Origin of the sequence: Novosphingobium ginsenosidimutans (assembly GCF_007954425.1) — a bacterium.
Taxonomy (GTDB): domain Bacteria; phylum Pseudomonadota; class Alphaproteobacteria; order Sphingomonadales; family Sphingomonadaceae; genus Novosphingobium; species Novosphingobium ginsenosidimutans.
In genome coordinates this window covers 1,588,626-1,612,381 of sequence record NZ_CP042345.1, presented here as the reverse complement: position 1 = coordinate 1,612,381, position 23,756 = coordinate 1,588,626, and the positions used below count along the sequence as shown (strand labels likewise).

The following is a 23,756-nucleotide window of genomic DNA, read 5'->3' as shown; positions in this document are numbered from 1 at the left end:
AGCGCGTTATATAACCATTTTGGTTCGTGTAGGAAAACAGTTATTGTCGCTTGGGGCAATGCACTTTCGGGATGCACCGCGGGCGGCGCCCTGCTAGCCATCGCTGGCAATGTCGGTTGCCGTTTTCCATCCTGGGACCCAGCACAGCTGGCAGACTGCCCTGGCGCTGCAACAGCTTGAACAGCTGGAATGGTACGCCACTTCGATTTTTCACCAGCCCGGTCGCTGGCCCTACCGATTGGAGCGCATTGCGCCAGAGCCGCTGGCGGCGCGGCTGCGGGCCGAATTTGGCCGGTTTGCGCATCCGGGACTCGATCCCGCACTGGTACGGACCGGGGGGCTGGCGGAATGGTTCGAACGCATCGCCAACCGCGCCGGCTGGCGCTTGCTTGCCCAGCGGATTGATGCATTCGGCAATCGCCGCTTCGTTGCCCAGATCGCCGCCGCGATCAGCGCCGACAAGCCCTTTGCACTGTGGGGCTACAACGGCAGCTCGAGCCGCCCGTTCGAGCTTGCGAAGCTGCATGGGCGGACCTGCATCCTCGATCGGACGATCGGCGATTTCAGGGTGTTCAATGCTGCCATGGATGGCTTGCAGGATCGCTATGGCGAATGGTTTCTGCCCAGCGAGCGCGGCTATTCCGCAAGTCACATCGCGGCAGACCAGCAGGAGTATGAACTGGCCGATGCGATCCTCGTCGGTTCCGAGGCGGCCGCGGCAACGATCCGCCAGCACGCTCCCGGCCAGGCCGCCAAACTTCGGGTTCTGCCCTATTGCTATGACGAGCGGCTGTTTGCGTCTCAGCCCGCACCCCAGCCGCTCAGGCCGGATGAACCGCTGCGCCTGCTGTTCGTAGGCCAGCTCAGCCCGCGCAAGGGTGTGCATCACCTGCTCGAGGCCTTCGCGATGCTGCCGCCAGGTGCTGCGACCCTGACCATGGTCGGCGACCTGCGGGTGCCCCGTCAGGTGTTCGCGCGCTATGCCGATCGCATAACCTACATTCCGCAGGTGGCCCGGCACCAGGTTCCCGCGATCATGGCGCAGCACCATCTGCTGGTCTTCCCGAGCTATTTTGAGGGATCGGCGCTGACCCTGCTCGAAGCGCTCGCTTCGGGGCTCGGGATTATCCAGACCCGTGCCAGCGGGAATGGCGCTGGTCCGGAAACCGGCCTGGTGCTGGACCGGATCGACACACCAAGCCTCCACGCGGCGCTGCTTCAGGCGCTGGACGACCGCGACCTGGTCAACCGCTGGCGAGCGGCCGCCCAAACTGCGGCGCAAGGCTATACCTTCGCCCGTTACCGCGCGAACATAGCCGCCCTGCTCGCCGAAATGGGCCTTGCCTAAGCGTCCGGACCGGTCGACTTGTGCAGCGCCGCGCGGCGGCGGCGGACAGCCGGCGGCAAGCCGTTCCAGTCAGCCGGCCCGGTACCGGTCAGCGCCGCCAACTCGCCCGTCGTCCTTGCCGCAGCCTTTGCCGCCAGACCGGCCCGGATCTTGGCCAGCGGCGGTACGCCTACGCCGCGGGCGGCAAAATGCCACAGCACGACTGGCGCCAGGTAGAACAGGCACTGCCGGAACACGGTGACGATCTGCCCGTCGCGAAAGGCCACGATCAGCACCGGCAGAAACACCAGGTAGGCCGAAACCTGAAATGCGCTTTGCTCGCCTTCGGCGAAGCGTCGGTAGATCACCCCCAGCGCCCAGCCCCAGAAGCCGCACCAGATGACCACGCCCAGCCAGCCCAGCGAGAACCAGCCTTCGCCGGGCAAGGACCGGGTCATGCCCACCGGCAGACCATAATCGAACATATTGATCCGTTCGAACGGGGCCCCGTTCGGCTTATCCGGCCAGATTGCCCGCGGCACCGGCTCGGTGAACAGCTGGGCCACGCCGTTGAAGTAGCCATAGGTGCCCGATCGTTGCGGCACCACGTAGACCAGGTACTCCATGTATTCGAGATTGCCGAAATCCATGCCTTCCAGGAACCGCTCTTCGCGGGTTTGGCCGAACACTTCTGACGACTGGTCATCGCCGATCACCCGGCGGATCGATTCGCCGCGATCGTTGCCGACCGTGGTGAACACCCCGAGTAGGACCGGCGCGGCGATGAAGATCCAGACCGGCAGGTTCTTGCGCTGCCGGTCATAAAGATAAAACAGGCCAACAGAGATCAGCGCGGTGATGAACGGCCCGCGCCCGCCCAGCCCGAGCCGGTAGAGCGCGAAAAGCGCAAAGGGTGCCAGCCAGATCAGCCGGAAACGCATCAGCCAGGCGAGGATCACTGTAATCCCCGCCAGCACCAGCTGCGCTTCGATCAGATAGCCGCTGGTGCCGACATTGTAGGCCTTGCCGGTACGGTAATCGCGAATGATGTTGGTATAGGCCCCGCCGGTGCTGATGGCCGTGTTCCACACCTCATAGAGCGAATAGAGCCCGATTGGCGCCAGTATGGCCACCATCCACCAGAAGGTTGGCTTCAGCATCTCGCGCTCGCCCAGCGCGACCCGGTCAGTCTTGAACTGCATCGGGGCATTGCCGAACCACCAGCAGGCCAGAACAAACACCAGCATGCCCAGATTGGTTGCCACCAAAGCGGTGGTCTTGTCCGCCATGGTCGGGGTGAACTGATACACCTGATAGATCAGCCGGTAATCCATGAAATAGGCCAGAACCGGCCGGAACACGAAAACGATGCCGTGAAAGGCGAGGTAAAAGGTCAGGGGATGATAGACGCTGAACAGCGAGCTGCGGACATAGACAAAGCCAATCCACAGGAAGCTGATGACCGTGAAGATCAGGGCGACTTCGTACATAGCTTCCTAGCGGCCCGAGGGTCGGTCCATTGTCGAATTTCAACCGCCGTTTGGAGCAGCGGTCGGCTCAGGCGATCGGCGAAACAAGGCAACATATTCCCCGCGTCTTCGCGCAGCAACCAAATCGGCAAGCGCAGAAACCAGCGTACCGACGGAGAAACCGCAATAAAACAGGTAAGTGGAGGCAGCCGAGTCAAGCGACAATACCATCGGGCCGATAAAGCACCACAGCCCGCCTATGGGTAGCCGCAACCAGGCCCAGCGATTCCACCCGCGATGCGCAACGACCGCCCACAGGGTATTGGCAACTCCCATCGCAATCAGGGTCAGCGCGCAGACGAACAACGGCCAGGCCTGATCGGCGTACTGCTGACCGATGAAGACCAGCAAGTACTCCGGGGCCTGCCAGGCTACGAGCGCCAGACCCACTGCTGGCGCACAGCTCAACGAAATGAAGAGCATCAGGCGGGGAACAATCCGATCGCGTTGCCCCGCGAATGCCGGGACAAAGTAGGCCATGACCAGCGCGCTGAACGGAGTCAGCAACTGCGCTATCCGCCCAAGCGCACCATAAGTCGCCAGTTCAAACAAGCCGCCGCGATCGGTCAGGAAGAAAATCGCCAGCTGCGCCTGGAGCACAGTGAGCAGATCGATCGGGATCTGGCGTAGCGCAACCTTGCGCATGGCGCGCTGCATGGCAGGGTCCGGCTCCGCGGGCCTCGTCCGCGCTAGCGCCTCCCGAGACCACCGGGTCAGTGCGGGGATCCGCGCTGCGACCGCGTACAGGTTGGTGAGCAGGGCAACGATTACACTAAGCTGCCCTGCCGCCTTTGCCCCGACCACCAGCACCAGACGCCCGATACTGATGCTGGAGTCGAGGCTCTGGACCCGATTGGCACGTTGCGCAAAGAACAGCACCTGATCGAGCAGCCCCCCTTTCAGATCGGCCAACCAGATCAGCGCAAGAATGCCGATGATCATGGCCAGGCGCGGCCAATCCGTGCCAGCCTTGAGCAGCAACCACGCGGTTGCCACCAAGACGAGCGGCATGACGATGGCCGAAACCATCAACCGGATCTGCAGCGCCGAGGCCAGTGCGCGCGCCGCTCTGTCCTGATCGGGCCATGCTTCAGACAAGGCGCCAGACAAGCCGAGCTGCGGTCCGGATCGCGTCAAGGTGCTGATGGTACCGATCATCGTCACCGCAATCGTGTAAAGCGCGTATTCTGCGGCCGGTATCCAGCGCACCAGCAGCAGCCCGGCAATGGCGGCCGCGCCCTGGGCAACGAAACCCGCAAAGACGTAGGTGCTAATCCTCTTGAACGAGATCATCCTGCACCTTTTTGGCGCCGCCGCACGACTTTACGTGCGCTAGTCTGCCAGTGCAGCCGGGGCAAGTGGCTCTTGCGGTTGGCCCAACGAGGTTGAATAAGCCGCAGAGGAAAACAGTGCGCAATGAGAATTCTCATTTACTCGCAAAGCTTCGCTCCGGCCATCGGCGGGATGGAAAGCCTTGCGCGCGTGCTCGCCGAAGAGTTCGCGAGGCTGGGTCATCGCCCAACTGTTGCGACTGAAACCGCGGGTCAGAAGGATTTTCCGTACCCGATCGTGCGCCGACCTTCAGCCTTCGAGCTGCTGCGCCTGGCCCGCAGGGCCGACGTAATCCTGAGCCTTCCGTTGAGCCTGAAGCGGCTGCCCGTCCTCGCGGCAGCGGGGCGCCCGGTGGTCATTGCTCACCCGATCAAGATCAGCCCCGCCGGCAGATTTGACTGGAGAGCCAAGACCAAGCTGCAGATTGCCAAACGCTTCCCCGGCATCGTGCCTAGCCACTATCTGGCGGAGCACTTTCCAGGCAGCGTCGTTATTGGAAATCCTTACGATGCTGCGACATTCGATCTTGGTCGCAGCAATCCGAAAGCCAAACGCGGCGGCATTGTCCATGCTGGCCGCCTGATCCCAGGCAAGGGCGCCCAAGTCCTGATCGATGCCTTCGCTCGCATCGCTGCAAAGTTTCCCGACGAGCAGCTCACCATAATCGGGGAAGGCCCGGCCCGGCCGACACTTGAAGCCCTGATCGCACGCCACGGCCTGGGTGACCGCGTCAAACTCGTCGGCGAACGGCAACCGGCGGCCGTTGCGCCGCTGCTGGCGCAGGCCCGGATAATGGCCGTACCGACCTTGGACGAAGAAGCATTCGGGATCGTCGCGTTGGAAGGCCTGGCATCGGGTTGCCGGTTGATCGTGGCCAATCTCGGCGGGTTGCCGGAGGCGACGGGCAACCTCGCATTGACCCATGCTCCGGGAGACGAAGTCGGCCTTGCGAGATGCATTTCCGCCGTTCTGTCAGAAGAAGCGCCCCCGCCTTCCGCAGCAGCCCTCGAAACCCATCTTGCCCGGTTCACCCCGGAAGCTGTGGCCACCCGCTACATCAAGCTTTTTGAAGGGCTGTCCTAGACGCTGGAGAGGCTCACCCAGCCACGCGGCGAGAGCCGCTGGGCCGCCCGTTCTGGCTCAAGCGTGGCAAGAAAAGCTGGAGATTCCCAATCGGACTCGCGGACTGAAGCGTTCAACGCGAGCAGGTTCGGACCGAGGAACCCCTTGTGCAGCCGGAAAACGGAGTAACCTTTGTCGCCCAGAAAGCCGAAGAGCGGTGAACCAAGGGTATCGTGCTCCTCGAACACGATGTCGCGGACCTGCCGCGCCGCCAGCAATCCCGATGCGCCCTGAAGGACCTTCAGCTCGTGCCCCTCAACATCGAACTTCATCACGCCGATCGGTCCGGCCGGGGCCAAAAGATCATCCAGCGTCAGTGTCTCGATCTCGATCGACTGGGTGCTATCGGCGGATCGTTCCATGCTGCCGATGCCGCGATTGCCCCAAAAAAAGGCCGGCAGATGCAGCTGCGCGGTGCCAGCGCGATCACTGGCAGCGGCATTATGCCAGGTGACTTGTGGCAGTGCCGTGTTGGTGCGCAGCTCCGCAAAAATCTCCGGATGGGGCTCGAACGCATGGACCCGCCCTGCCGGGCCGACACGCTCGGCCAGAATGCGCGTCATGAAACCGATGTTCGCCCCGACATCGAGTGCGGTCTCGCCCGGTGCGGCCAGACGCCACAACGTCTCCGTCACCACCAGGTCGAACAGCCCATAGTGCAGGATGTGCCGACCAATCACCTCATTGGGATTAAGCGCAAAGGGGCGGCCAAACACCTGCACTTCCATCCGCTCTGGGAGCGCAGCGGTATTGCGGTAGCGCAGCCGGCGCAGCAGGTTGCGCGGCCGCAGCAAGAACTCAGGCTTGGCAAAGCCGAGCAGAGTCACAACCGCGCGATCCCTCAGCGTGTCGGAACTGGCATTTCGCCCGAATAGTCATAGAAACCGCGGCCGGTCTTGCGGCCGAGCCAGCCAGCTTCGACATACTTCACCAGCAGCGGTGCCGGGCGGTACTTGCTGTCGCCAGTGGTGTTGTAAAGCACCTTGACGATGTCGAGGCAGGTATCCAGCCCAACGAAATCGGCCAGCTCCAGCGGTCCCATCGGATGGTTGAGGCCAAGGCGGCAACCCTTGTCGATATCCGGAATGCTTGCTGTGCCCTGGCCCAGCACGAAGACCGCCTCGTTGATCATCGGCAGGAGGATGCGGTTGACAACGAAGCCCGGCTCGTCCTCGGCCAGCACGACTTGCTTCGACAGGCCCTCGGCAAAAGCGCGGGTACGAGCAACGGTTTCCTTGGAGGTAGCCAGACCGGGGATCACCTCGATCAAGCCCATCACCGGCACCGGGTTGAAGAAGTGCAGGCCGATGAAACGCGCTGGATCGGGCGAGCTTACGGCCATGCGGGTGATCGGGATCGAACTGGTGTTCGAGGCCATGATCGCATCGGTGCCCAGCACCTTGCCGGCTTCGGCAAAGATCCGGTGCTTGATCTCTTCCTTTTCGGTCGCTGCCTCGATGATCAGTTCTGCTTCGGCCATTGGGCCATAGTCCGGCACCGGGGTAATCCGGGCGAGTGCCGCCGTCGCTTCATCGGGGGTAATCTTGCCGCGGCCGACCAGTTTGCCAAGCGCTTGGTCGATCTTGCCTTTGCCGGCTTCGGCCCGGGCCAGGTCAACGTCGGACAGCATCACCTTCATGCCAAATTGGGCGATGGTCTGGGCAATCCCCGAGCCCATCTGGCCTGCGCCGATTACCGCGACTGTCCGCATCGAAATTCCCCTTCGCAAATGCAGCAAGGGGCGCTGCCTAGCGATGGAGGCAAGGCTTGGCTAGCGACAAATTGGCTTGTCTAGCGGTTCTGGCCGGGCACCCACAGGACATCGCCAGTACCGCCGCCGTTCAGCGCCCGGGCCAGAACAAACAGATAGTCTGACAGGCGGTTCACATAGGCCAGCGCCGCCGGATTGACCGGCTCCACCGCAGCCAGTGCCGTCGCCGCTCGTTCGGCCCGGCGCACCGTGGCGCGGGCCAGGTGAACGCGCGCTGCACCTTCGGTTCCACCGGGCAGGATGAAACTGGTCAAGGGTGGCAGCGCTTCATTCAGCGCATCGATCTGGTGCTCCAGCCAATCGACTTGGGCCGGCACGATCCGCAGGACCATTTCCGACGGAGCAAAATCTTCGCCCGGTGTCGCTAGATCCGCGCCCAGATCGAACAGGTCGTTCTGGATCCTGACAAGCGCAGCCTCGTGCGGCGCCAGCCCGCCGGGGGACGCGACAGCAAACCCGATCAGGCTGTTGGCTTCGTCGACCGTGCCGATCGCTTCCATCCGCGCATCGTGCTTCGCCCGGCGCGATCCATCGACGAGACCCGTGGTTCCGTCATCGCCGGTGCGGGTATAGATCTTGTTGAGCTTGACCAAGGCGGCGTGCGCAGCTCAGCGGCTGGCGAACAGCAGGATTGCGACCACGACAATCGCAATGCCCTGATACATGATGCGGGCGTACATCATCTTGTTTTGCTTGAGCTGCATCTCGCTGGGTCCGGCACTTTCCGGGCGCTCCAGATCTTCGCGGGTGCTTTGCATGAAGGCCGCAATGCCTTTGACCAGGCTGATCACGACCAGCACCATCATGATCACGAGAACGGGAATCAGAACATAGCTCATGGTTCGAACCCTAGGCCTGCCCCCAGGTAAAGGCCAGTAGGGAATTGGTCCATGCGCAGCGCCTGGGCCATGGCACGTCCATCTTCCCCGGCCAGGCGCAGGTCGGCCAGCGCCGGTGAGCCACGCCGCTTGGCAAGCTTGCGGCCATCGGCTTCGCAGATGAGCAGGTGGTGGTGCCACGTTGGCACGGGCAGATCGAGCAGGGCCTGCAGCAGGCGGTGAACGTGGCTGGCGGCGAACAGATCCCGTCCGCGCGTGACCAGCGTGATCCCGTCGGCCGCATCGTCGAGCGTGGCGGCCAGATGGTAGCTGGCCGGTGCCTCTTTACGCACCAACACGATATCGCCGAACTGGCCCGGCATGGCGACTTGCGGCCCGGCCAGCTGATCGACCCACTCCAGCGGTCCCGCCAATGCGACCGCCTTCGCCATGTCGAGCCGCCAGGCCGCTCCTTCGAGATCGACGGCGCGGCCCCGGCAAGTGCCGGGATAGCGTGGTCCATCAGGGCCGTGTTCGCGCGCGGCGGCCAGCACATCGGCGCGGGTACATTGGCACGGATAAAGCAGACCCATTGCCTTCAGCCGATCTGCCGCCTGCGCATAGCGATCAAGGCGGCTGAACTGAAAGACCGGCGGACCATCCCAGGTCAGCCCCAGCCATTCCAGGTCGGCGATGATGTCCGGCACCAGCTCCGGTCGGCTGCGGGTCCCGTCGATATCCTCGATCCGCAGCAGGAATTCACCGCCACGCGCCCGCGCCAGGTCATGCGCGACCACGGCCGCATAGGCATGGCCAAGATGGAGCGGGCCGTTGGGGCTGGGAGCGAAGCGGGTGCGGATCACCGCCCACTCTTGCCTGTGGATTGTGCCGGGAGGCAAGACTTGACGCAGGAAAGCCCGGCATGTTCACTAGCCGATATGGGTAGTCGCCAAACCGTAATGTCGGATTGTTACCGGAGGCCATGCTCAAGGCGGAGCTGATTGAGCGCGCGGCCCGGTTCCGCAGCGCGTCGGAGGATCCCTCCCGCAATCTGTCCGATTGCCCGGCCCTGGTGCTCAACGCCGACTACACCCCACTCTCCTACTATCCACTCAGCCTCTGGCCGTGGCAGACCGCGATCAAGGCGGTGTTTCTGGAACGGGTCGATATCGTGGCCAGCTATGCGCGCGAAGTTCATTCGCCCAGTTGGACCATGCCGATCCCTTCGGTCATCGCGCTGCGGCAGTATGTGAAGCCCAGCGAGTTTCCGGCCTTCACCCGCTTCAACCTGTTCCTGCGCGATCGCTTTACCTGCCAGTATTGCGGCAGCCCGCACAACCTGACCTTCGATCACGTCATTCCGCGGCGGCTGGGTGGGCGCACGAGCTGGGAAAACGTCGCCACGGCCTGCAGCCCATGCAACCTCAAAAAGGGCGGGCGCACGCCCAAGCAAGCCGGGATGCCCCTGCTGATCGAGCCGATCCGGCCGACCTCATGGCATCTGCAGGAACGCGGCCGGGCATTTCCACCCAACTATCTGCACGAAACGTGGCGCGACTGGCTTTATTGGGACGTCGAGCTTGAAGCTTGAGGGCGTTAACAATCAGGCCTTACCCATGTTTCGAAACAAGACTGGTAAAATATTCTGATACCGCTGCAACCACTCTTGTCTTAAGCGCTTGTACAGTTAGCTGTGCCTAATTGGGTGCAGCAGAAACCAGCGAGCTCGGGCAAAACATTGAACAGGCGGCGAATCATCTACGGTTGCACGGTGTTTGCGTGGCTCGCGCTATTGCCGCCTAGCGGATCGGCAAATGTGCTGGCCGCTCAGGGAGGCGCAGCCTTGCGCGAAGCCCTGCGCGATCCCGCCTCGATCTTTTCGGGCCGTTCCCCCGGTGAACGGGCGCCCGGCGCCCTGACCCAGTCCAAACCCCACATGAAAAACTGGGAGCCGAGCGAACGCGTGCTGTCCCCCGTGCGGGATCGGCCCGGTACCGCAGGCTTGCCCGAAACCGCCAGTCTGCCTGAACAGGTCGCCAGCGCGGTTGGTCCGACCAGTGCAGGCGGTGCGCCAGGCGCAGGCGGCCTGCCTATTCCCTTGCCGATCCCGGGCGGATCGGGCGGCCTGATCCCGCCGGGCGGCGGAAGCAGCGGCGGTGGTGGAAGCAGCGGCGGCGGTGGAAGCAGCGGCGGCGGCGGAAGCAGCGGCGGCAATCCGCCTCCTCCTCCACCCGTCGTCACCCCGGTTCCGGAACCGGCGACCTGGGTGATGATGATCGCCGGAGTAGGCATCATCGGCTGGCAACTGCGCCGCCGCCGGGTAATCGTTACGGCGCGTTGATCGGGCCCCGCCCCGTGCCCCGCAAATCCATCGCCGTCCTGGCCGCAGCCCTGGTCCTTGGCCTGCTTGTGCTGAACTTCATCCAGCAACGGCGGGAGGTTCAGGCGCAGCAGGAAGGCCGCGCTGCGATCGAGCGGCTGGCCCGGGCCGACCAGAACCGGATCACCTATCCCGACGACGCCAAGCCGACCCTTGCCCTGCCTGGCGGGCAAGTCCGGGCAGTGCGCAGTCTGATCGAAGTCGGCAAGCCGCTCCACTTCGGCGATTACGTTTGGGACGATAGCGCAGCAATCTCCGGCGCGGTCTGGATCCGGATCGATCTTACGCGCCAGCTGGTCTCGGTGTTCCGGGGCGAGGATGAAATCGGCACCGCCGTCATCCTTTATGGCGCGCCGGAAAAGCCAACCCCCAAAGGCGCCTTTAAGGTAATCGCCAAGGCGACCGATCACTATTCCCGCAGCTACGATGCTCCCATGCCGTACATGCTGCGATTGACCAATGATGGCATCGCGATTCACGCCAGCCGCGTCCGCCCCAATGGCGCGACACACGGCTGCCTGGGGGTCCCAATGCGGTTTGCCGAATTGCTTTATCGCGTCGCCGGCGAGGGGACCGAAGTGTTCATTCTGGCCGATTCGGCACCCGCACTCGGGAAAACAGCGTAAGCGGCGCGTTAACCTTTCTCGGCCACCACCGCCTTAACCAGGACGCCCGTACGAACCCCAGGTTAGCAACTCGGGGTGGACGCGATGGCGCGATCACGGTCTGTGCAAATGATGCTGGGCGCTGCCCTAGCTATGGCCGCGCCGGCCCTGGTTGGCGCGACTGACCTTTCGAGCAATTTCGAGCAGCGGGTGCTGGCTGCCCAGAACCGCGAGCGCGCCGCACTGGGCCTGCCACAAATGGAATGGGACCCGGCACTGGCCGCGTCTGCCCGCCAATGGGCCAACACGCTTGCTGCCACCGGCCGGTTCGAACACGCCCCGTTCAATCCGCGCGATCCGCAAGGCGAGAACCTCTGGGCCGGGACGCGCGGCTACTTCTCGGTCGAGGCCAAGGTCGATGCCTGGCTACGCGAAAAGCAGCACTTTGTGCCCGGCGTATTTCCCAACAACAGCCGCACCGGCCGCGTTGAGGACGTGGGCCATTACACGCAGATCGTCTGGCGCAATACCGGCACGGTAGGCTGCGCGTTAGCTGCGGGGGCCGAGGAAGACGTGCTGGTCTGCCGCTATGCCGAACCCGGCAACTGGCGCGGCGAGCGGCCGTTCTAACCCAGCGCCAGCTGCAACAGCGCCGCACCCAGCGCCAAGACCAGCGCGACCCAGACCCTGGGCCCCATGTAGACGGATAGCTCCCGCTGGGTCGGGAAGCTGAAGGTCACCGGGATACCCAGCAACTTGTAGGGATGGATCTCGGCAAAGCGTGGATCGCTGGCCAGCTTGAGCAAATCGCGGCGGCTGCGATAGCGCATCAGCCCGAAGATCGACCAACCCGGGTCAGGCTCGACCCGCCAGGCATCGACATAAGGCCCAACCTTGCGGCCGACCATTCCCGGGTGTCCACCGCGCGCAATCAATGCGCGGACAAAGGGATCGGAATAGCGCCGCATCGCCTCACGTCCGGAAAGATCCTTGCCTGTTTGGGGATCGACCACTGTGCCTTGCTCGATCTGGACGAGGTTCAGCATGACGAATTCCTTGCCGTCGTCGGCCTCAAGGAACGCCCTTAGCACCGCCGGATCGTTACCGCCGCCGTACTTGCCCTGAACATCGGCGAAGAAGGCATCGATCTCCGCCTTGGTCAGCGGACCCCGCCAGTTATCGTACCACAACCGGAAAAACCCGTAGAGCGCGAGCGCTCCGCCCCAGATCCACCAATTCATTCTTGCCCCCGGTAATGTCCCTATTGCCGCCATGCTGCAACGGCGAGCCCGCGAGTTCCAGTAGTTTCAGCGCGGCTGCTGGACGGCAACCTGCGTGCGGACCGTGTCGCGGCCATAGGTATCGGGCCGGAATCGGATCGTGGCACCTTCTGGCGCGGCAGTCAGGTAGGTAATGTAGATCGGAACCGGCACCGGCAGCTCGACCCGCTTCTCGGGCGTCTTGGAGCGCGGCAGCGGTTTGCCCAGCAGCCAGCGGCCCAGCTTGCTGGCCTGCTCCAACCGCACGCAGCCATTGCTGTAGAATCGCGCTTCCTTGGTCAGCAGGTCCCGCTCCGGCGTGTCGTGCAGGTATATGCCTTGCTCGTTCGGGAACATGAATTTGACCGCCCCCATGAAGTTGCCCGGCCCAGGCAACTGGCGTGCCCGCAAGGGCTGTTGGCGAGCAGCGACCGCCTGCCAATCAACCTTGGCGGGATCGAGCACCGGCGCGTCGTCATCCCAGCTGGCAAGGAGCTGATAGCCGCCAGCCTTCACATAACCAGGGCCGTTGGCGATCACCTTTTCGGTGATCCGGCTGGGCATCAGGTCGTCGGGCAGGTTCCAATAGGGATTGACGATGGCGTAGCGCAGGAACCCGGCCATGGCCGGCGTCTGGGTCTCTGGCTTGCCGACCACCACCTTCATCGTGCCGGCCAGCCTGCTGCCGTCGTACATCCACAGCCGCGCGCTGGCGGCGTCGACCAGCACCCAGCGCCCTTCTGCAATCGGCGGTAAGGCACGCACCCGTTCCATGTTGAGCTGGATCACCTGGCGCTGCTCTGCGCTGTAACCGGGCTTACCAAGCGCGGCGCGAAGCGGGGCATAGAACGGGTGCATCCAGCCCATGTCCTGCAGGTAGCCGATCAGCGCCTTCGCCGAGGCCGCGCGTTGCAGCGCCGCATTGGGGGTCGGCACGACCGGCGCCAGTGCTTCGGTTTCATAGATCATCGGCGCGTGCGGTGCCTTGCGCAGCGCCTGGACGAAGCGGACATAGGCCTGAGAGGCAGTAAGCTCGGCTTTGGCCAGGCTCTCAACGTCGCCGGCACGGGCATCCGCCAGCGCGTCCTTCAGGTTACTCGGTTTAAGGCTCTTCGGCTTCACGCCGTCGAGTTCGGCCGTTTCAATCTGGCCTAGCAGTATGGCTGCGGCGGACAGGACACGCCCGTCCGCGCCAATCCAGAGCGGGCGATTCCCTCGGGCTGCATAGAAGCCTCGCAGATCCTTGCCGACGCGCTTTCCGATCTCGGCGCGCAGCCCGCGGTCGCTGGCGGGTTCCGAAGCGGCTGCTGGACCGCGCGCCTGCGCCGGATTCGCAGCGACTGCCCCCATCGCCAAAGCGATGCAGAGCAGCCACGCATTAAGGTTTTTCGATCGCGGCCAGTCGCTCAAGGCGCCCTACCCGCGCTCTCCGCTCATGTGGTGCATCGGCGCAGGCTGAGCCGTTGGGGCACCCGAATAGTACTGGCCTTCGCGGTAGTAACCGTCGACGCAGCCGTCGTTGTTCGAGTCGGCCCAGATCGCGCCAGCCAGACCCCCAACTGCGGCACCAACCACTGCGCCTTCTAGAACGCTGATGCCGCTGGCTGCAGCACCCACGCCCGCCCCGGCAGCGCCGCCGATCGCGGCGCCGGTTGCGGCCGAACCAAGGGTCGACGGGCAACGGCGGGTCTGGGCCGGCATGGCACTAGCCGACTGATACGAACTGCCTGACGGCGCACCAGCGTAATACTGGCCGTTCTGGACATAGCCATCGGCCCGCCCGTCGCCATCGCGGTCGGCCCAGATCGCCCCGGCCAGGCCGCCAACGGCGCCGCCGATCAGTGCACCAGTCAGCAGGTCGCCACCGGCGATTGCGGCTACGCCAGCGCCGCCGGCAGCACCAATTGCGGCACCGGTCGCAGCGGTCGAGAGTGTGCGGTCGTTTTCCATGGTCGAGCAAGCACCCAGCGGAAGGGCTGCGGCGCTGATAAGGATGAGGATCTTGGATTTCATGATGCGTCTCCAACAATTGGCCGCCCCGCATCATGCGGGCAGCCTACCCCGCGGGTTGCTCAACGCCTCAGCCCCGAAGCTGTTCCCCACCTCATCACCCGCCGCCGCGCCTTGGCTACGCTTCAACGCAGAAGAGGCGACATCCGCCCGGATGCCGCCTCTTCGTGAAGTTATGGAAAGATTGGTTCAGTTCTGCGGTAAGGACACCTTCACCGGGGTGCTGAACGGCTTGATCCCAAGCTTCAAATAGACCTCATCGGGGAAGTAGACTGTCCCTCCGCGCGAAACCATGCGGATGGTCTTGATCGCCTTCAGGTCTTTGGTCGGATCGCCCGGAATCAGGAAGAAGTCCGCCAGCTTGCCGCGTTCGATGCTGCCCAGCGCCTGGTCCTGGTGCAGGTACTGCGCCATTTCCAGCGTCGCCCGGCTCAGCACGTCGGCCGGGGTCATGCCCAGCTGGCCGAACAGCTCTAGCTCGCGGTGATAGGTGAACCCGCCGCCCAGGTCGGTACCCGGAATCAGCATGATTCCGCGCCGGTGCATCTCGGCCAGGGTTTCCTTGATCTTGGCAAAAGCGGCAATGTAGTCCGCGCGCTGCTTGGGCGTATCCGCCCCGAACAGCGCCTGCTTCAACTGGCGCTGTTCAGCTGGCGGCATATGGTCGATGTAGTCAACCGCGCCCGGGTTTGGCACACCATCAAGCGCCGTCAGACCCAGTTCGTGGATGGCGATGGTCGGCTCGTGCGAAACCTTCTTCGCCACCATCGCATCAAGGGTCTTGGTCACCTTGTCAGACTTGAGGTCGAGCCCTGGAAAGCGCGCCTGGGCCGTGAACCGGAACAGGGTGCGGGTATCTTCGCCCGGATTGAGCACCCAGCCCAGCATCAGCTGGTTGACGTGGGTGATCTCGTCGAACCCGGCCGCGATCATCTCGTCTGCGCTGGAGAAAGCCGGCACGTGACCGGCCACGCGCATCCCGAGCCGGTGGGCTTCCGCCACCACGTTCGGCGCCCACTTGGGGTCCATCGAATTGTAGAGTTTGGCCTGGTTATAGCCGCGCGCGGCATACCAGCGGACCGCGTCGATCGCCTCAGCCTCGCTCGCCACAAGCTTACCGGTGGCCGAGCTGAACGGACTCTTACCCTCGATGAAGCCCGAGCGCGTAATGCGCGGACCAGCCACTTCGCCCTTGCCGATCCGGTCGATCAGCGTGTCGAGCACTTCGTTGCGGTTGCCCATGTCGCGGACCGAGGTAATCCCGGCCAGAACGTTCATCAGCGCGTCTTCCTGGCCCATGTGGCCATGCATTTCGAACATCCCCGGGACCAGCGTGCCGCCTTCGCCGTCGACCGTAGTCTCACCAGGAGTAGCGATGCTCCCAGCCGGGACTACGCCAGAGATGCGCGTGCCAGAGACCACCACGTCGCTCAGCGCCGACAATGCCTTGGCCTTGGGGTCAAAGATCCGGACATTGCGGATCCGCACAGGCCCCGCAAACTTCTTGGCGCTTTCGCTCTGCAGCTGGGCGAAGCGGCCCGAAGCAAGCTGTTCGGCCAGGTCGCGCAGCGGCTTGTCGGCGGCCCGCTCATAGCCCTTGCGCGCCAGGATAAAGCCGGCGCTCGCAAGGGCGAACAGGTCGCCCTTGGCATCGAGCGTGACATAGGTCGGATTGAGCGAGAGACCGGATAGCTCATAGGTCACGACTTCCAGCTTGCCATCGGGGCCATCGAAGCTGCGCCGGTCGCGCTCGGTCAACCGCGCGGTGCCGCCGGGGGCAACCGCCATCGAGCGATCGGCATCCGCAAGCAGCGCTTTTGCAAGCATGGCGACATCAAGCGGCGAACCGTTCTGCGTTGCGTAATAGCGCGGCGCGTCCTTGCCCTTGATCTTGCCCGGACCTGACAGGTCGCGCCATTCGGCGCCCGCCGCGCCGCGCTTGAAGCTCTCGTTCACGGCATTGCCAAAAGTGGTGCGCCCGGTGATCGACCAGGCCACTGGCGCGCCGTCCTTATCCAGGGTCAGGGCCTCAGTAATCGTCGGCCCGCGGCCGTTCTGCTTGATGTTGTAATCAACCGCTATCTTCTGCCCCTGCCGGTCGAGCTTAAGGTGGCCGACATCGCGTTCCTGGATCAGCGCACGGTATTCCAGTTGGTCGGCCAACGCCGGCGCGGCCAGAACGGTGGCCAGCGCAGCGGCGGCCAGCAAGTGCAGTTTCATGGTGAGACTCTCCCTGTCAGATGGGCGCAGACTAGCGCTTCAGCGCATTCCCGCCAGCGCCTTTTGGCGGCGACGCTGGACCGATGAACCGAGACCGATTGCCTCGCGGTATTTGGCGACCGTGCGCCGGGCGAGGTCAAAGCCTTTGGCCTTGAGCAGATCGACCAGCGTATCGTCGGACAGGATCGCCTTGGGATCCTCAGCATCGATCAGCGTCTTGATCGCGGCCTTGACCGCCTCGGCCGAAGCCCCGCCCTCGCCATCAACCGCGCCCACGCCCGAGGTGAAGAAATACTTCAGCTCGAAGGTCCCGCGTGGACAGTGCAGATACTTGTTCGAAGTGACCCGGCTGACCGTGGACTCATGCATGCCAATGGCCTCGGCCACGGTGCGCAGGGTCAGCGGCCTCAGATGCGACACGCCGTGGCGGAAGAAACCGTCCTGCTGGGTGACCAGTTCGCTCGCAACTTTTAGGATCGTCTTCTGCCGCTGGTCGAGCGCCTTGATCAGCCAGTTGGCATCGGCCAGCTTGTCCGACAGCCAGGCCCGCGCCGACTTGTCATCACAGGCGCCGCGCATCTCGACATAATAGCTGCGGTTGATGATCAGGCGCGGCAAGGTTGCCTGGTTCAAGCTGATATCCCAGCCGCCATCGGCCCGCGGCGCCAGCAGGATATCAGGCACCACCGGATCGCCGCCGCCGCGGTTGAACCGTAACCCCGGCTTGGGATCGTAACTGCGCAGTTCCGCCAGCATATCGGCAAAGTCTTCGTCATCGACCCCGCACATCCGCTTGAGCCGGGGCAGTTCGCCGCGCGCCAGCAGATCGAGGTTTTCGAGCAGGCGGGCCATGCAGGGATCATGGCGATCCGCCTCGATCGCCTGGAGCGCCAGGCACTCCCCCAGCGACCGGGCACCAACGCCGGTCGGATCGAGCGATTGAACCAGGGCCAGGGCCGCCTCAACTTCAGCCACGGCGACGCCAAGCTCGCCCGCCACTTCGCGCAGGGGGACCGGCAGATAGCCCGCCTCGTCAAGTTGATCGATCAGGTAGCGCGCCAGGAAAGCCAGCCGCGGATCCCGGGCCTGGGCGCCGAGCTGATCATGGAGGTGCGTAGCGAGATCCTTGTCACCCTCGCCGCGCTCGTCGATGTCTGGGCCATCCTCGCCCATAGGGCCGATGCGGATATCCGCGCCCCATTCGCCATCACCGGTATCGCGATCCCGGTCGAGCGCGGTCTGGTCGATATCGAGCGGTCGATCATCAGCTGCACGGCCTTCGGACACAAGCTGGTCGACCGGCGATGTCTCCAATGTCGTGCGCCGGACATCGGCAATCTCTTCGGTCGCCGGTGCATCTGGCGCGACTGCGCCGATTTCGAGGAGCGGATTGCTCTCCAGCGCGTCACCGATGAAGGTTTCGATCTCAAGGTTCGACAGCGCCAGCAGCTTGATCGCCTGCTGGAGCTGCGGCGTCATTACCAGCGATTGCGATTGCCGAAGGTCAAGGCGGGGGCCGAGCGCCATGATTGTGCCCGCCGCTAGAGCGTAAAGCCCTCGCCCAGGTAGAGCCGGCGCACGTTCTCATCAGCTACCAGTGCCTCGGGACTGCCCGAAAACAGCACCTGGCCGCCATAAATGATGCAACCCTTGTCACAGATATCGAGCGTTTCGCGGACGTTGTGATCGGTAATCAGCACCCCGATGCCGCGCTGCTTCAGGTCCCTCACCAAATCGCGGATGTCGCTGATCGACAGCGGATCGATCCCCGCAAAGGGCTCGTCCAGCAACATGATCGAGGGCTTGGCCGCCAGCGCGCGGGCGATTTCGGCACGGCGGCGTTCCCCGCCGGACAGCGCCATGGCTGGGCTGGTGCGCAGCCGCGTCAAACCGAATTCACCCAGCAGGCGCTCCAGCTCTTCACCGCGCACGACCGGATCGGGCTCTACCAGTTCGAGCACGCAGTTGATGTTCTGCTCAACCGTCATGCCGCGAAAAATGCTGGTCTCCTGCGGCAGATAGCCGAGGCCTAGGATCGCGCGGCGATACATTGGCAGTTTGGTGACATCGACGCCGTCCATCAGGATGCGGCCCGAATCGGGGCGGACGAGGCCCATGATCGAATAGAAGCAGGTGGTCTTGCCAGCTCCGTTCGGCCCCAGCAGTCCAAGCACCTCACCCTTGGCAACCGAGAGCGAGATATCGGTCAGCACCGCTCGCTTGTCATAGGATTTGGCAATCGAAATGACTTCGAGCCCGCCGTTGGGGAGCGCGGATTCGGCTGCGGGTCGAGCAGTTTGGGTGTCTGTTTCGGTCATTGCGCTGCAACGTTTAGGGTGCCCTGCCGAACTCGGCAAGCCGGGGAAAGCCCATTTGGCAGGTTTCGTGCATGGGGCATCGATGAACTGCACTGCAGACGAGTGGTAAACGAGGCTTGATTACTGCGCCCTTCGGTGATCTACTCCACTTTCCTGACCGATGACGCAGACCGTCGGCAGGTGCTGGGGAATTGCAAGGGGATCGCCGATGGCCAAGGCATCGTATCGCGCAGACGTTTCGGCTCATACCGCCGACAAGCCGCTCGACTGGCGGAAGCGGATGAGTGACCACATCGCCTATGCCCTGCTGGCCTATACCGGCCTCCAGATTTTCGTCACCATGGGGGCGCTCAACGCCAAGAGCGGTTCGCTCCTGCCCTATTTCGCCCTGGTCGTGCTGGTCGTCGCGATCATTCCGGCCTGTCGCCGGTTTGAACGTCGCTGGAACCGCCTGTCGGATGAGCAGGCGGTGGATCCCGGCCTTGCCACGTATTACCGCCATGACCGTAACCTGGTTTGGGCCATGGCGATCGGCCTGCCCTTCGTGGTCACCGGCATGTTCAAGCTGCTGGCTTTCGCCTTCGCCTGATTGCCCTTCGGCATTCTAATACCTAGATCGGCCGCTCCGCTGCCGGAGTGACCTTTTCATGCTGACCCCTTCCGTCGCCCAGGAACGCGCCGCCGCGCTGATCGACCTTGCCCGCAAGGCTGGGGCCGATGCCGCTGACGCAATCTATTCGGGCAGCTCCTCCGAAGGCGTTCAGGTCAGGCTTGGCAAGCTGGAAGATATTGAACGCAGTGAGAGCGAGCACCTTGACCTTCGGGTCTTTGTTGGACGCCGTTCAGCCTCGATTGGCTCAAGCGACCTGTCGGACGCGGCCTTGCGGGAACTGGCGGCGCGCGCGGTCGACATGGCCCGCGCCGCACCGGAGGACCAGTACGCCGGCCTCGCCCCAGAGAACCTGCTGCATCGCGCGGCACCGGTCGATCTCGATCTGGAAGACAGCGCCGAGCCCAGCCCGCAAGATCTGTTGGCCCGGGCGCTGGCGGCCGAGGATGCCGCGCGCGCCGTTGCCGGTGTAACCAACAGCGAGGGCGGCTCAGCCAGCCTTGCCCGCCGGGTGATGGCGCTGGTTACCAGCCATGGCTTTGCTGGGGCCTATGGCGGGACCAGTCACGGGATCAGCGCCGTGGTTATCGCCGGCGAAGGCGACGGGATGCAGCGTGACTATGGCTGGCGCAGTGCCCGCCACCTCGCCGACTTGCCCGCTCCTGAAGAGATCGGCCAACTGGCAGGTGATCGAGCCGTCAGGCGGCTAAAGCCGGGTCGCCTCAAAAGCGGGCCCCTTCCGGTGGTCTTTGATCCCCGCGTCGGCGGCTCGCTGATTGGTCATCTGACCGGGGCGATGTCTGGCAATGCCATTGCCCGCCGGGCCAGCTTCCTGCTCGATCGTGATGGTGCGCAGCTGTTCAAGCCGGGGACAACAATCGTTGATGACCCGCTTCGTCCGCGTGGTCTCTCTTCGCGCCCTTTCGATGGCGAAGGCCTGGCCGTGGCCCGACGCGAACTGGTCGCCGATGGAAACCTAACCGGCTGGCTGATGGACAGTGCCGCCGCACGCCAACTGGGCGGGACGCCGACCGGTCATGCCGTGCGCGGCGCCGGCGGATCGCCCGGCGTTGGCACGAGCAACCTCCATCTGGCGGCGGGCACTGCTTCTCCGGAAGAGTTGATGTCTGACATTGCCGACGGTGTTTATGTCACGGAGCTGATCGGCCACGGTGTCAACGGCGTGACCGGCGATTACAGCCGCGGTGCCTCGGGCTTCCGGATCGTAAACGGCAAGATTGCTGGGCCAGTCGCCGAATTTACCGTTGCCGGCAATTTGATCGACATGTTCGCCACGCTGACCCCGGCCAATGACCTGGAATGGCACCGCGGCATCAACGTGCCAACGATCCGGGTAGAAGGAATGACCATCGCCGGGGATTGACGGCGCGACGGAGTCGGCCATCCTGCGCTAATGCAGATCCGCCCGGCCCGCGCTGACGATTGTCCGGCCATTGCCGAAATCTATGCGCACCACGTCGTCCACGGCACCGCAAGCTATGAAACAGAGCCGCCCGACACCGCCGAGATGAACCGGCGGATGGATAGGGTGCTTGGAGCAGGATGGCCTTGGCTGGTGGCGGAAGCATCGGACGGCTCGCTGCTCGGCTATGCCTACGCCACCCAGTTCCGCGATCGCGCGGCTTATCGCTTTGTCTGCGAAGACAGCATCTATATCCGCCAGGATGCGCGCGGCCAGGGTGTGGGCAAGGCGCTGCTGGCTGCACTCCTTGATGCCTGCACTGTTGCCGGGTTCCGGCAGATGGTGGCGGTGATTGGCGGAGCCGAACCCGCTTCCGAAGCGCTTCATGCCAGTCTGGGCTTTGCTCCGGCCGGTCGGCTCGTAGGCATTGGTCGCAAACACGGACGCTGGCTTGATACACTCTACATGCAGCGCGCCCTTGGCCCGGGCAGCTTGGAAGCGCCCGCTTTCGAACCCAGTTGACGGCGATCAATTCAGGGCTTGGCAATTGCAGCTAAACGGCGCTTAATCGGACGATTAAAAAGCGAGAGGAGAGTCGCCTGTGACCGGACAAGCCGCGGCCATCAAGGCAAGCCAGGATGTGACCCATGTCGACGTACTGATCGTCGGCGCCGGGATTTCGGGGATCGGTTCGGCCTATCACCTGCAGGAGCAGAGCCCCGGCAAGTCCTATGTCATCCTGGAGATGAAAGAGACCTTTGGCGGCACCTGGGAAACGCACAAGTATCCCGGTGTCCGCTCGGACAGCGATCTTTATACCTTTGGCTACCGCTTCAAGCCTTGGATTGGCCCGCCGATCGCCAGTTCGGCCGAAATCCTGAAATACATGGGCGAGGTGATTGAGGACAACGGGATTGCCCCGCATATCCGTTATGGCCATCGCATCACCCGCGCCGCATGGGACAGCAAGACCAACCTCTGGACGGTCGATGCCGTCCGGGCGAGCGACGCTTCCGAAGTCAGCTTTACTGCCAACTTCCTGTGGATGTGCCAGGGCTATTACGATCACGAAAAGCCCTATATGCCCGACTGGCCGGGGATGGACCGCTACAAGGGCCAGCTGATCCACGCGCAGCTGTGGGTTCCGAAGATCGACTATACCGGCAAGAAGGTGCTGGTGATCGGATCGGGCGCGACTGCCGCCACGGTGATCCCGGCCTTTGCCGAGAAGGCCGCCCATGTGACCATGCTCCAGCGCTCGCCAACCTACTTCTACTGCAGCGAGAACAAGAACGAGCTGGCCGACCGGATGCGTGAGATTGGAATCGACGAGCCGACTATCCACCGCGTTGTCCGTGCCCAGATCATGTACGATCAAGATGTGACCCAGCGGCGCTGCATCGAAGAGCCCGATGCCGTGTTCGAAGACCTGAAAGCCCTGGTCCGCGCCTTCACCGGCAAGGAGGACTTCGAGTTCGAGCCGCACTTCATTCCGAAGTACCGCCCCTGGCAGCAGCGGCTGGCCTTCTGCCCGGAAGGCGACATTTTCCGAGCCGCCGTGCAGGGCAAACTGACCATCTTTACCGACGAGCTGGAGACCTTCACCGAAACGGGCGTCCGCACCAAATCGGGTGACGAGATCGAAGCGGACATCATCGTTGCCGCCACCGGTTTCAATCTGCTGATGATGGGCGGGATCCCGTTCTTCGTCGATGACCAGCCGGTCGATTGGCACGAGACGGTCAATTACCGCGGGATGATGTTCACTGGCGTGCCCAACATGGTCTGGGTCATGGGTTATTTCCGCGCCAGCTGGACCCTGCGCGTCGACATGCTGGGCGATTTCGTCTGCAAACTGCTCAACCACATGGACGAAAAGGGTGTGAAGCGGGTCGAGGTTGCCTTGCGGGATGAAGACCACAACATGCCGCTCTACGACTGGATCGAGAACGAAAACTTCAATCCCGGCTATCTGATGCGCGGGCTGAAGCTGATGCCCAGGCGAGGCGACAAGCCCGAATGGCGCCACAACCAGGATTACTGGCGGGAGAAGGACGAGATTCCCTTCATCGACCTGGAAGGCAGCGAGTTCGTCTATGACGGGGTTCGGGCAGGTACGCGGGTAACCGAAGCCGCCTAGCCCCAGCCGCCACGGGCTGCCCGCCGGACCATCGCCTCGATGAAGGCGCGGGTTCCAGCGGAGGCGGCGCGGGCAGGATCGAACACCAGGTTGACCGGAATCGGTTCGATCGGCTCTGTCCGCAGCACTTCGACTAGGCGGCCGGCTGCCAGGGCATTGGCCACCTGATAGGACAGGAAATTGGCGAGGCCCACGCCCGCCTCGGCCGCCTCGATTGCCGCCGCGACCGAATTGACCCGCAGGCGCCGCCGCGCGCCGGTCTGGCCGGACGGTCCAATCATCCGCCATTCTCCTGCCCCGCGCGGGCCGGTTGAGGCGATCAAGTCATGCCCCGCAAGATCCGCTGGACTGCCAGGCACACCCTGGCGCGCCAGGTAGGCTGGGCTGGCAACGATCACCTCGCGCACGGTGCCGATCCGCCGGGCCCGGAGCGTGGAGTCCTCCAGCGCTCCGATCCGCACAGCCAGGTCGATCCCCTCTTCGATCAGGCGGACATTGCGGTCTATCAGCATCAGCCGCACATCGAGTTCGGGGTGCAGTGCCAATAGCTCACCTACCACCGGAACAACATGCAACTGCCCGAAGGCGACCGGTGCAGTAATCGCCAGTTCGCCACGCGGTTCGGCGAGCATGCCAGTGGCGGCACGCTCGCTTTCAGCCAGATCGCCGAGCAGGCGTTCAATCCGCGGCAACAGCCCGGCGCCCTCGGTGGTTAATGAAACGGCCCGGGTGCTGCGCTGAAACAACCTGACTCCGAGATGGGCCTCCAGCGCGGCAATCCCGCGGGTAATCGCCTGCGGAGGCTGCCCAAGCTGCCGCGCCGCGCCGGTAAACGAACCGCTGCGCGCCACCTGCACAAACATTCCATAGGCAGAAAGGCGGTCCATATTAT

Annotated in this window: 24 protein-coding genes; 10 read left to right on the top strand and 14 right to left on the bottom strand. The window is 63.8% G+C overall.

Translation table 11 applies throughout. The features are described 5' to 3' along the window. Positions 1-109 precede the first annotated feature (109 nt). Positions 110-1,348: a glycosyltransferase family 4 protein gene (locus FRF71_RS08095; RefSeq protein ID WP_147090131.1), complete on the top strand. Its 1,239-nt coding sequence runs from the start codon at positions 110-112 to the stop codon at positions 1,346-1,348. On the opposite strand, the gene FRF71_RS08090 is transcribed toward FRF71_RS08095, so the two are convergent. Further along, positions 1,345-2,817 carry an O-antigen polymerase gene (locus FRF71_RS08090; protein ID WP_147090130.1) on the bottom strand — a complete coding sequence of 491 codons (1,473 nt, stop codon included), beginning with the start codon at positions 2,815-2,817 and terminating at the stop codon, positions 1,345-1,347. The two genes, FRF71_RS08095 and FRF71_RS08090, sit on opposite strands and share 4 nt — an antisense overlap. Positions 2,818-2,856: 39 nt before the next feature. Then, positions 2,857-4,149 (bottom strand): lipopolysaccharide biosynthesis protein, encoded by a 1,293-nt coding sequence (locus FRF71_RS08085; RefSeq protein WP_147090129.1) that lies wholly within the window; start codon positions 4,147-4,149, stop codon positions 2,857-2,859. A 171-nt stretch (positions 4,150-4,320) separates the two neighbouring features. Between FRF71_RS08085 and FRF71_RS08080 the strand changes: the two genes are divergently transcribed. Next, the gene (locus FRF71_RS08080) at positions 4,321-5,271 is read left to right on the top strand and encodes a glycosyltransferase family 4 protein (protein WP_161597912.1); all 951 of its coding nucleotides are present in this window, start codon (positions 4,321-4,323) and stop codon (positions 5,269-5,271) included. Here FRF71_RS08080 and FRF71_RS08075 read toward each other — a convergent pair. From FRF71_RS08075 to gluQRS, 5 genes are all read right to left on the bottom strand, one after another. Further along, positions 5,268-6,137 carry an FkbM family methyltransferase gene (locus FRF71_RS08075; protein ID WP_147090127.1) on the bottom strand — a complete coding sequence of 290 codons (870 nt, stop codon included), beginning with the start codon at positions 6,135-6,137 and terminating at the stop codon, positions 5,268-5,270. The two genes, FRF71_RS08080 and FRF71_RS08075, sit on opposite strands and share 4 nt — an antisense overlap. Positions 6,138-6,151: 14 nt before the next feature. After that, entirely contained in the window at positions 6,152-7,021 is an 870-nt protein-coding gene (locus FRF71_RS08070; RefSeq protein ID WP_147090126.1) for a 3-hydroxyacyl-CoA dehydrogenase NAD-binding domain-containing protein, read from the bottom strand. An 80-nt stretch (positions 7,022-7,101) separates the two neighbouring features. After that, positions 7,102-7,674 carry a cob(I)yrinic acid a,c-diamide adenosyltransferase gene (locus FRF71_RS08065; RefSeq protein WP_147090125.1) on the bottom strand — a complete coding sequence of 191 codons (573 nt, stop codon included), beginning with the start codon at positions 7,672-7,674 and terminating at the stop codon, positions 7,102-7,104. Positions 7,675-7,689: 15 nt separating this feature from the next. Then, positions 7,690-7,920: an HIG1 domain-containing protein gene (locus tag FRF71_RS08060; protein WP_147090124.1), complete on the bottom strand. Its 231-nt coding sequence runs from the start codon at positions 7,918-7,920 to the stop codon at positions 7,690-7,692. Then, complete coding sequence (gluQRS, locus tag FRF71_RS08055; protein ID WP_147090123.1) at positions 7,917-8,762, bottom strand: tRNA glutamyl-Q(34) synthetase GluQRS; 846 nt, start codon at positions 8,760-8,762, stop codon at positions 7,917-7,919. The genes FRF71_RS08060 and gluQRS overlap by 4 nt, the downstream gene beginning before the upstream one ends. Before the next feature lie 119 nt (positions 8,763-8,881). Here gluQRS and FRF71_RS08050 point away from each other — a divergent pair, with 119 nt between their 5' ends. From FRF71_RS08050 to FRF71_RS08035, 4 genes are all read left to right on the top strand, one after another. Further along, entirely contained in the window at positions 8,882-9,490 is a 609-nt protein-coding gene (locus tag FRF71_RS08050; RefSeq protein WP_147090122.1) for an HNH endonuclease, read from the top strand. Between the two features lie 252 nt (positions 9,491-9,742). Beyond that, complete coding sequence (locus tag FRF71_RS08045; RefSeq protein WP_147090121.1) at positions 9,743-10,240, top strand: PEPxxWA-CTERM sorting domain-containing protein; 498 nt, start codon at positions 9,743-9,745, stop codon at positions 10,238-10,240. 14 nt (positions 10,241-10,254) lie between these two features. Beyond that, on the top strand, positions 10,255-10,905 hold the full coding sequence (locus FRF71_RS08040) for a L,D-transpeptidase family protein (protein WP_161597911.1): 651 nt from the start codon (positions 10,255-10,257) through the stop codon (positions 10,903-10,905). Between the two features lie 111 nt (positions 10,906-11,016). Further along, on the top strand, positions 11,017-11,514 hold the full coding sequence (locus FRF71_RS08035; RefSeq protein ID WP_238339146.1) for a CAP domain-containing protein: 498 nt from the start codon (positions 11,017-11,019) through the stop codon (positions 11,512-11,514). On the opposite strand, the gene FRF71_RS08030 is transcribed toward FRF71_RS08035, so the two are convergent. The 6 genes from FRF71_RS08030 to lptB form a co-directional block, all read right to left on the bottom strand. Beyond that, positions 11,511-12,125, bottom strand: coding sequence for a hypothetical protein (locus FRF71_RS08030; protein ID WP_147090118.1), 615 nt, complete (start codon positions 12,123-12,125; stop codon positions 11,511-11,513). The genes FRF71_RS08035 and FRF71_RS08030 overlap by 4 nt on opposite strands. Before the next feature lie 66 nt (positions 12,126-12,191). Continuing rightward, positions 12,192-13,553, bottom strand: a complete 1,362-nt coding sequence (locus FRF71_RS08025; protein WP_161597910.1) for a L,D-transpeptidase family protein — start codon at positions 13,551-13,553, stop codon at positions 12,192-12,194. 6 nt (positions 13,554-13,559) lie between these two features. Next, on the bottom strand, positions 13,560-14,156 hold the full coding sequence (locus FRF71_RS15540) for a hypothetical protein (protein WP_202878114.1): 597 nt from the start codon (positions 14,154-14,156) through the stop codon (positions 13,560-13,562). A 186-nt stretch (positions 14,157-14,342) separates the two neighbouring features. Then, on the bottom strand, positions 14,343-16,373 hold the full coding sequence (locus FRF71_RS08015) for an amidohydrolase family protein (RefSeq protein WP_147090116.1): 2,031 nt from the start codon (positions 16,371-16,373) through the stop codon (positions 14,343-14,345). Positions 16,374-16,412: 39 nt separating this feature from the next. Next, the gene (gene rpoN, locus FRF71_RS08010) at positions 16,413-17,900 is read right to left on the bottom strand and encodes an RNA polymerase factor sigma-54 (protein ID WP_147090115.1); all 1,488 of its coding nucleotides are present in this window, start codon (positions 17,898-17,900) and stop codon (positions 16,413-16,415) included. 14 nt (positions 17,901-17,914) lie between these two features. Then, complete coding sequence (lptB, locus tag FRF71_RS08005) at positions 17,915-18,691, bottom strand: LPS export ABC transporter ATP-binding protein (protein WP_147090114.1); 777 nt, start codon at positions 18,689-18,691, stop codon at positions 17,915-17,917. A gap of 208 nt (positions 18,692-18,899) precedes the next feature. Here lptB and FRF71_RS08000 point away from each other — a divergent pair, with 208 nt between their 5' ends. From FRF71_RS08000 to FRF71_RS07985, 4 genes are all read left to right on the top strand, one after another. Then, positions 18,900-19,280 (top strand): hypothetical protein, encoded by a 381-nt coding sequence (locus FRF71_RS08000; protein ID WP_147090113.1) that lies wholly within the window; start codon positions 18,900-18,902, stop codon positions 19,278-19,280. Positions 19,281-19,338: 58 nt separating this feature from the next. Next, positions 19,339-20,685: a TldD/PmbA family protein gene (locus FRF71_RS07995; protein WP_147090112.1), complete on the top strand. Its 1,347-nt coding sequence runs from the start codon at positions 19,339-19,341 to the stop codon at positions 20,683-20,685. A gap of 30 nt (positions 20,686-20,715) precedes the next feature. Further along, positions 20,716-21,246 (top strand): GNAT family N-acetyltransferase, encoded by a 531-nt coding sequence (locus tag FRF71_RS07990; RefSeq protein ID WP_147090111.1) that lies wholly within the window; start codon positions 20,716-20,718, stop codon positions 21,244-21,246. Between the two features lie 79 nt (positions 21,247-21,325). Next, a complete protein-coding gene (locus FRF71_RS07985) occupies positions 21,326-22,864 on the top strand; it encodes a flavin-containing monooxygenase (RefSeq protein ID WP_147090110.1) in 1,539 nt (512 codons plus the stop codon). On the opposite strand, the gene FRF71_RS07980 is transcribed toward FRF71_RS07985, so the two are convergent. Further along, complete coding sequence (locus FRF71_RS07980) at positions 22,861-23,751, bottom strand: LysR family transcriptional regulator (protein WP_147090109.1); 891 nt, start codon at positions 23,749-23,751, stop codon at positions 22,861-22,863. The two genes, FRF71_RS07985 and FRF71_RS07980, sit on opposite strands and share 4 nt — an antisense overlap. Positions 23,752-23,756 lie beyond the last annotated feature (5 nt).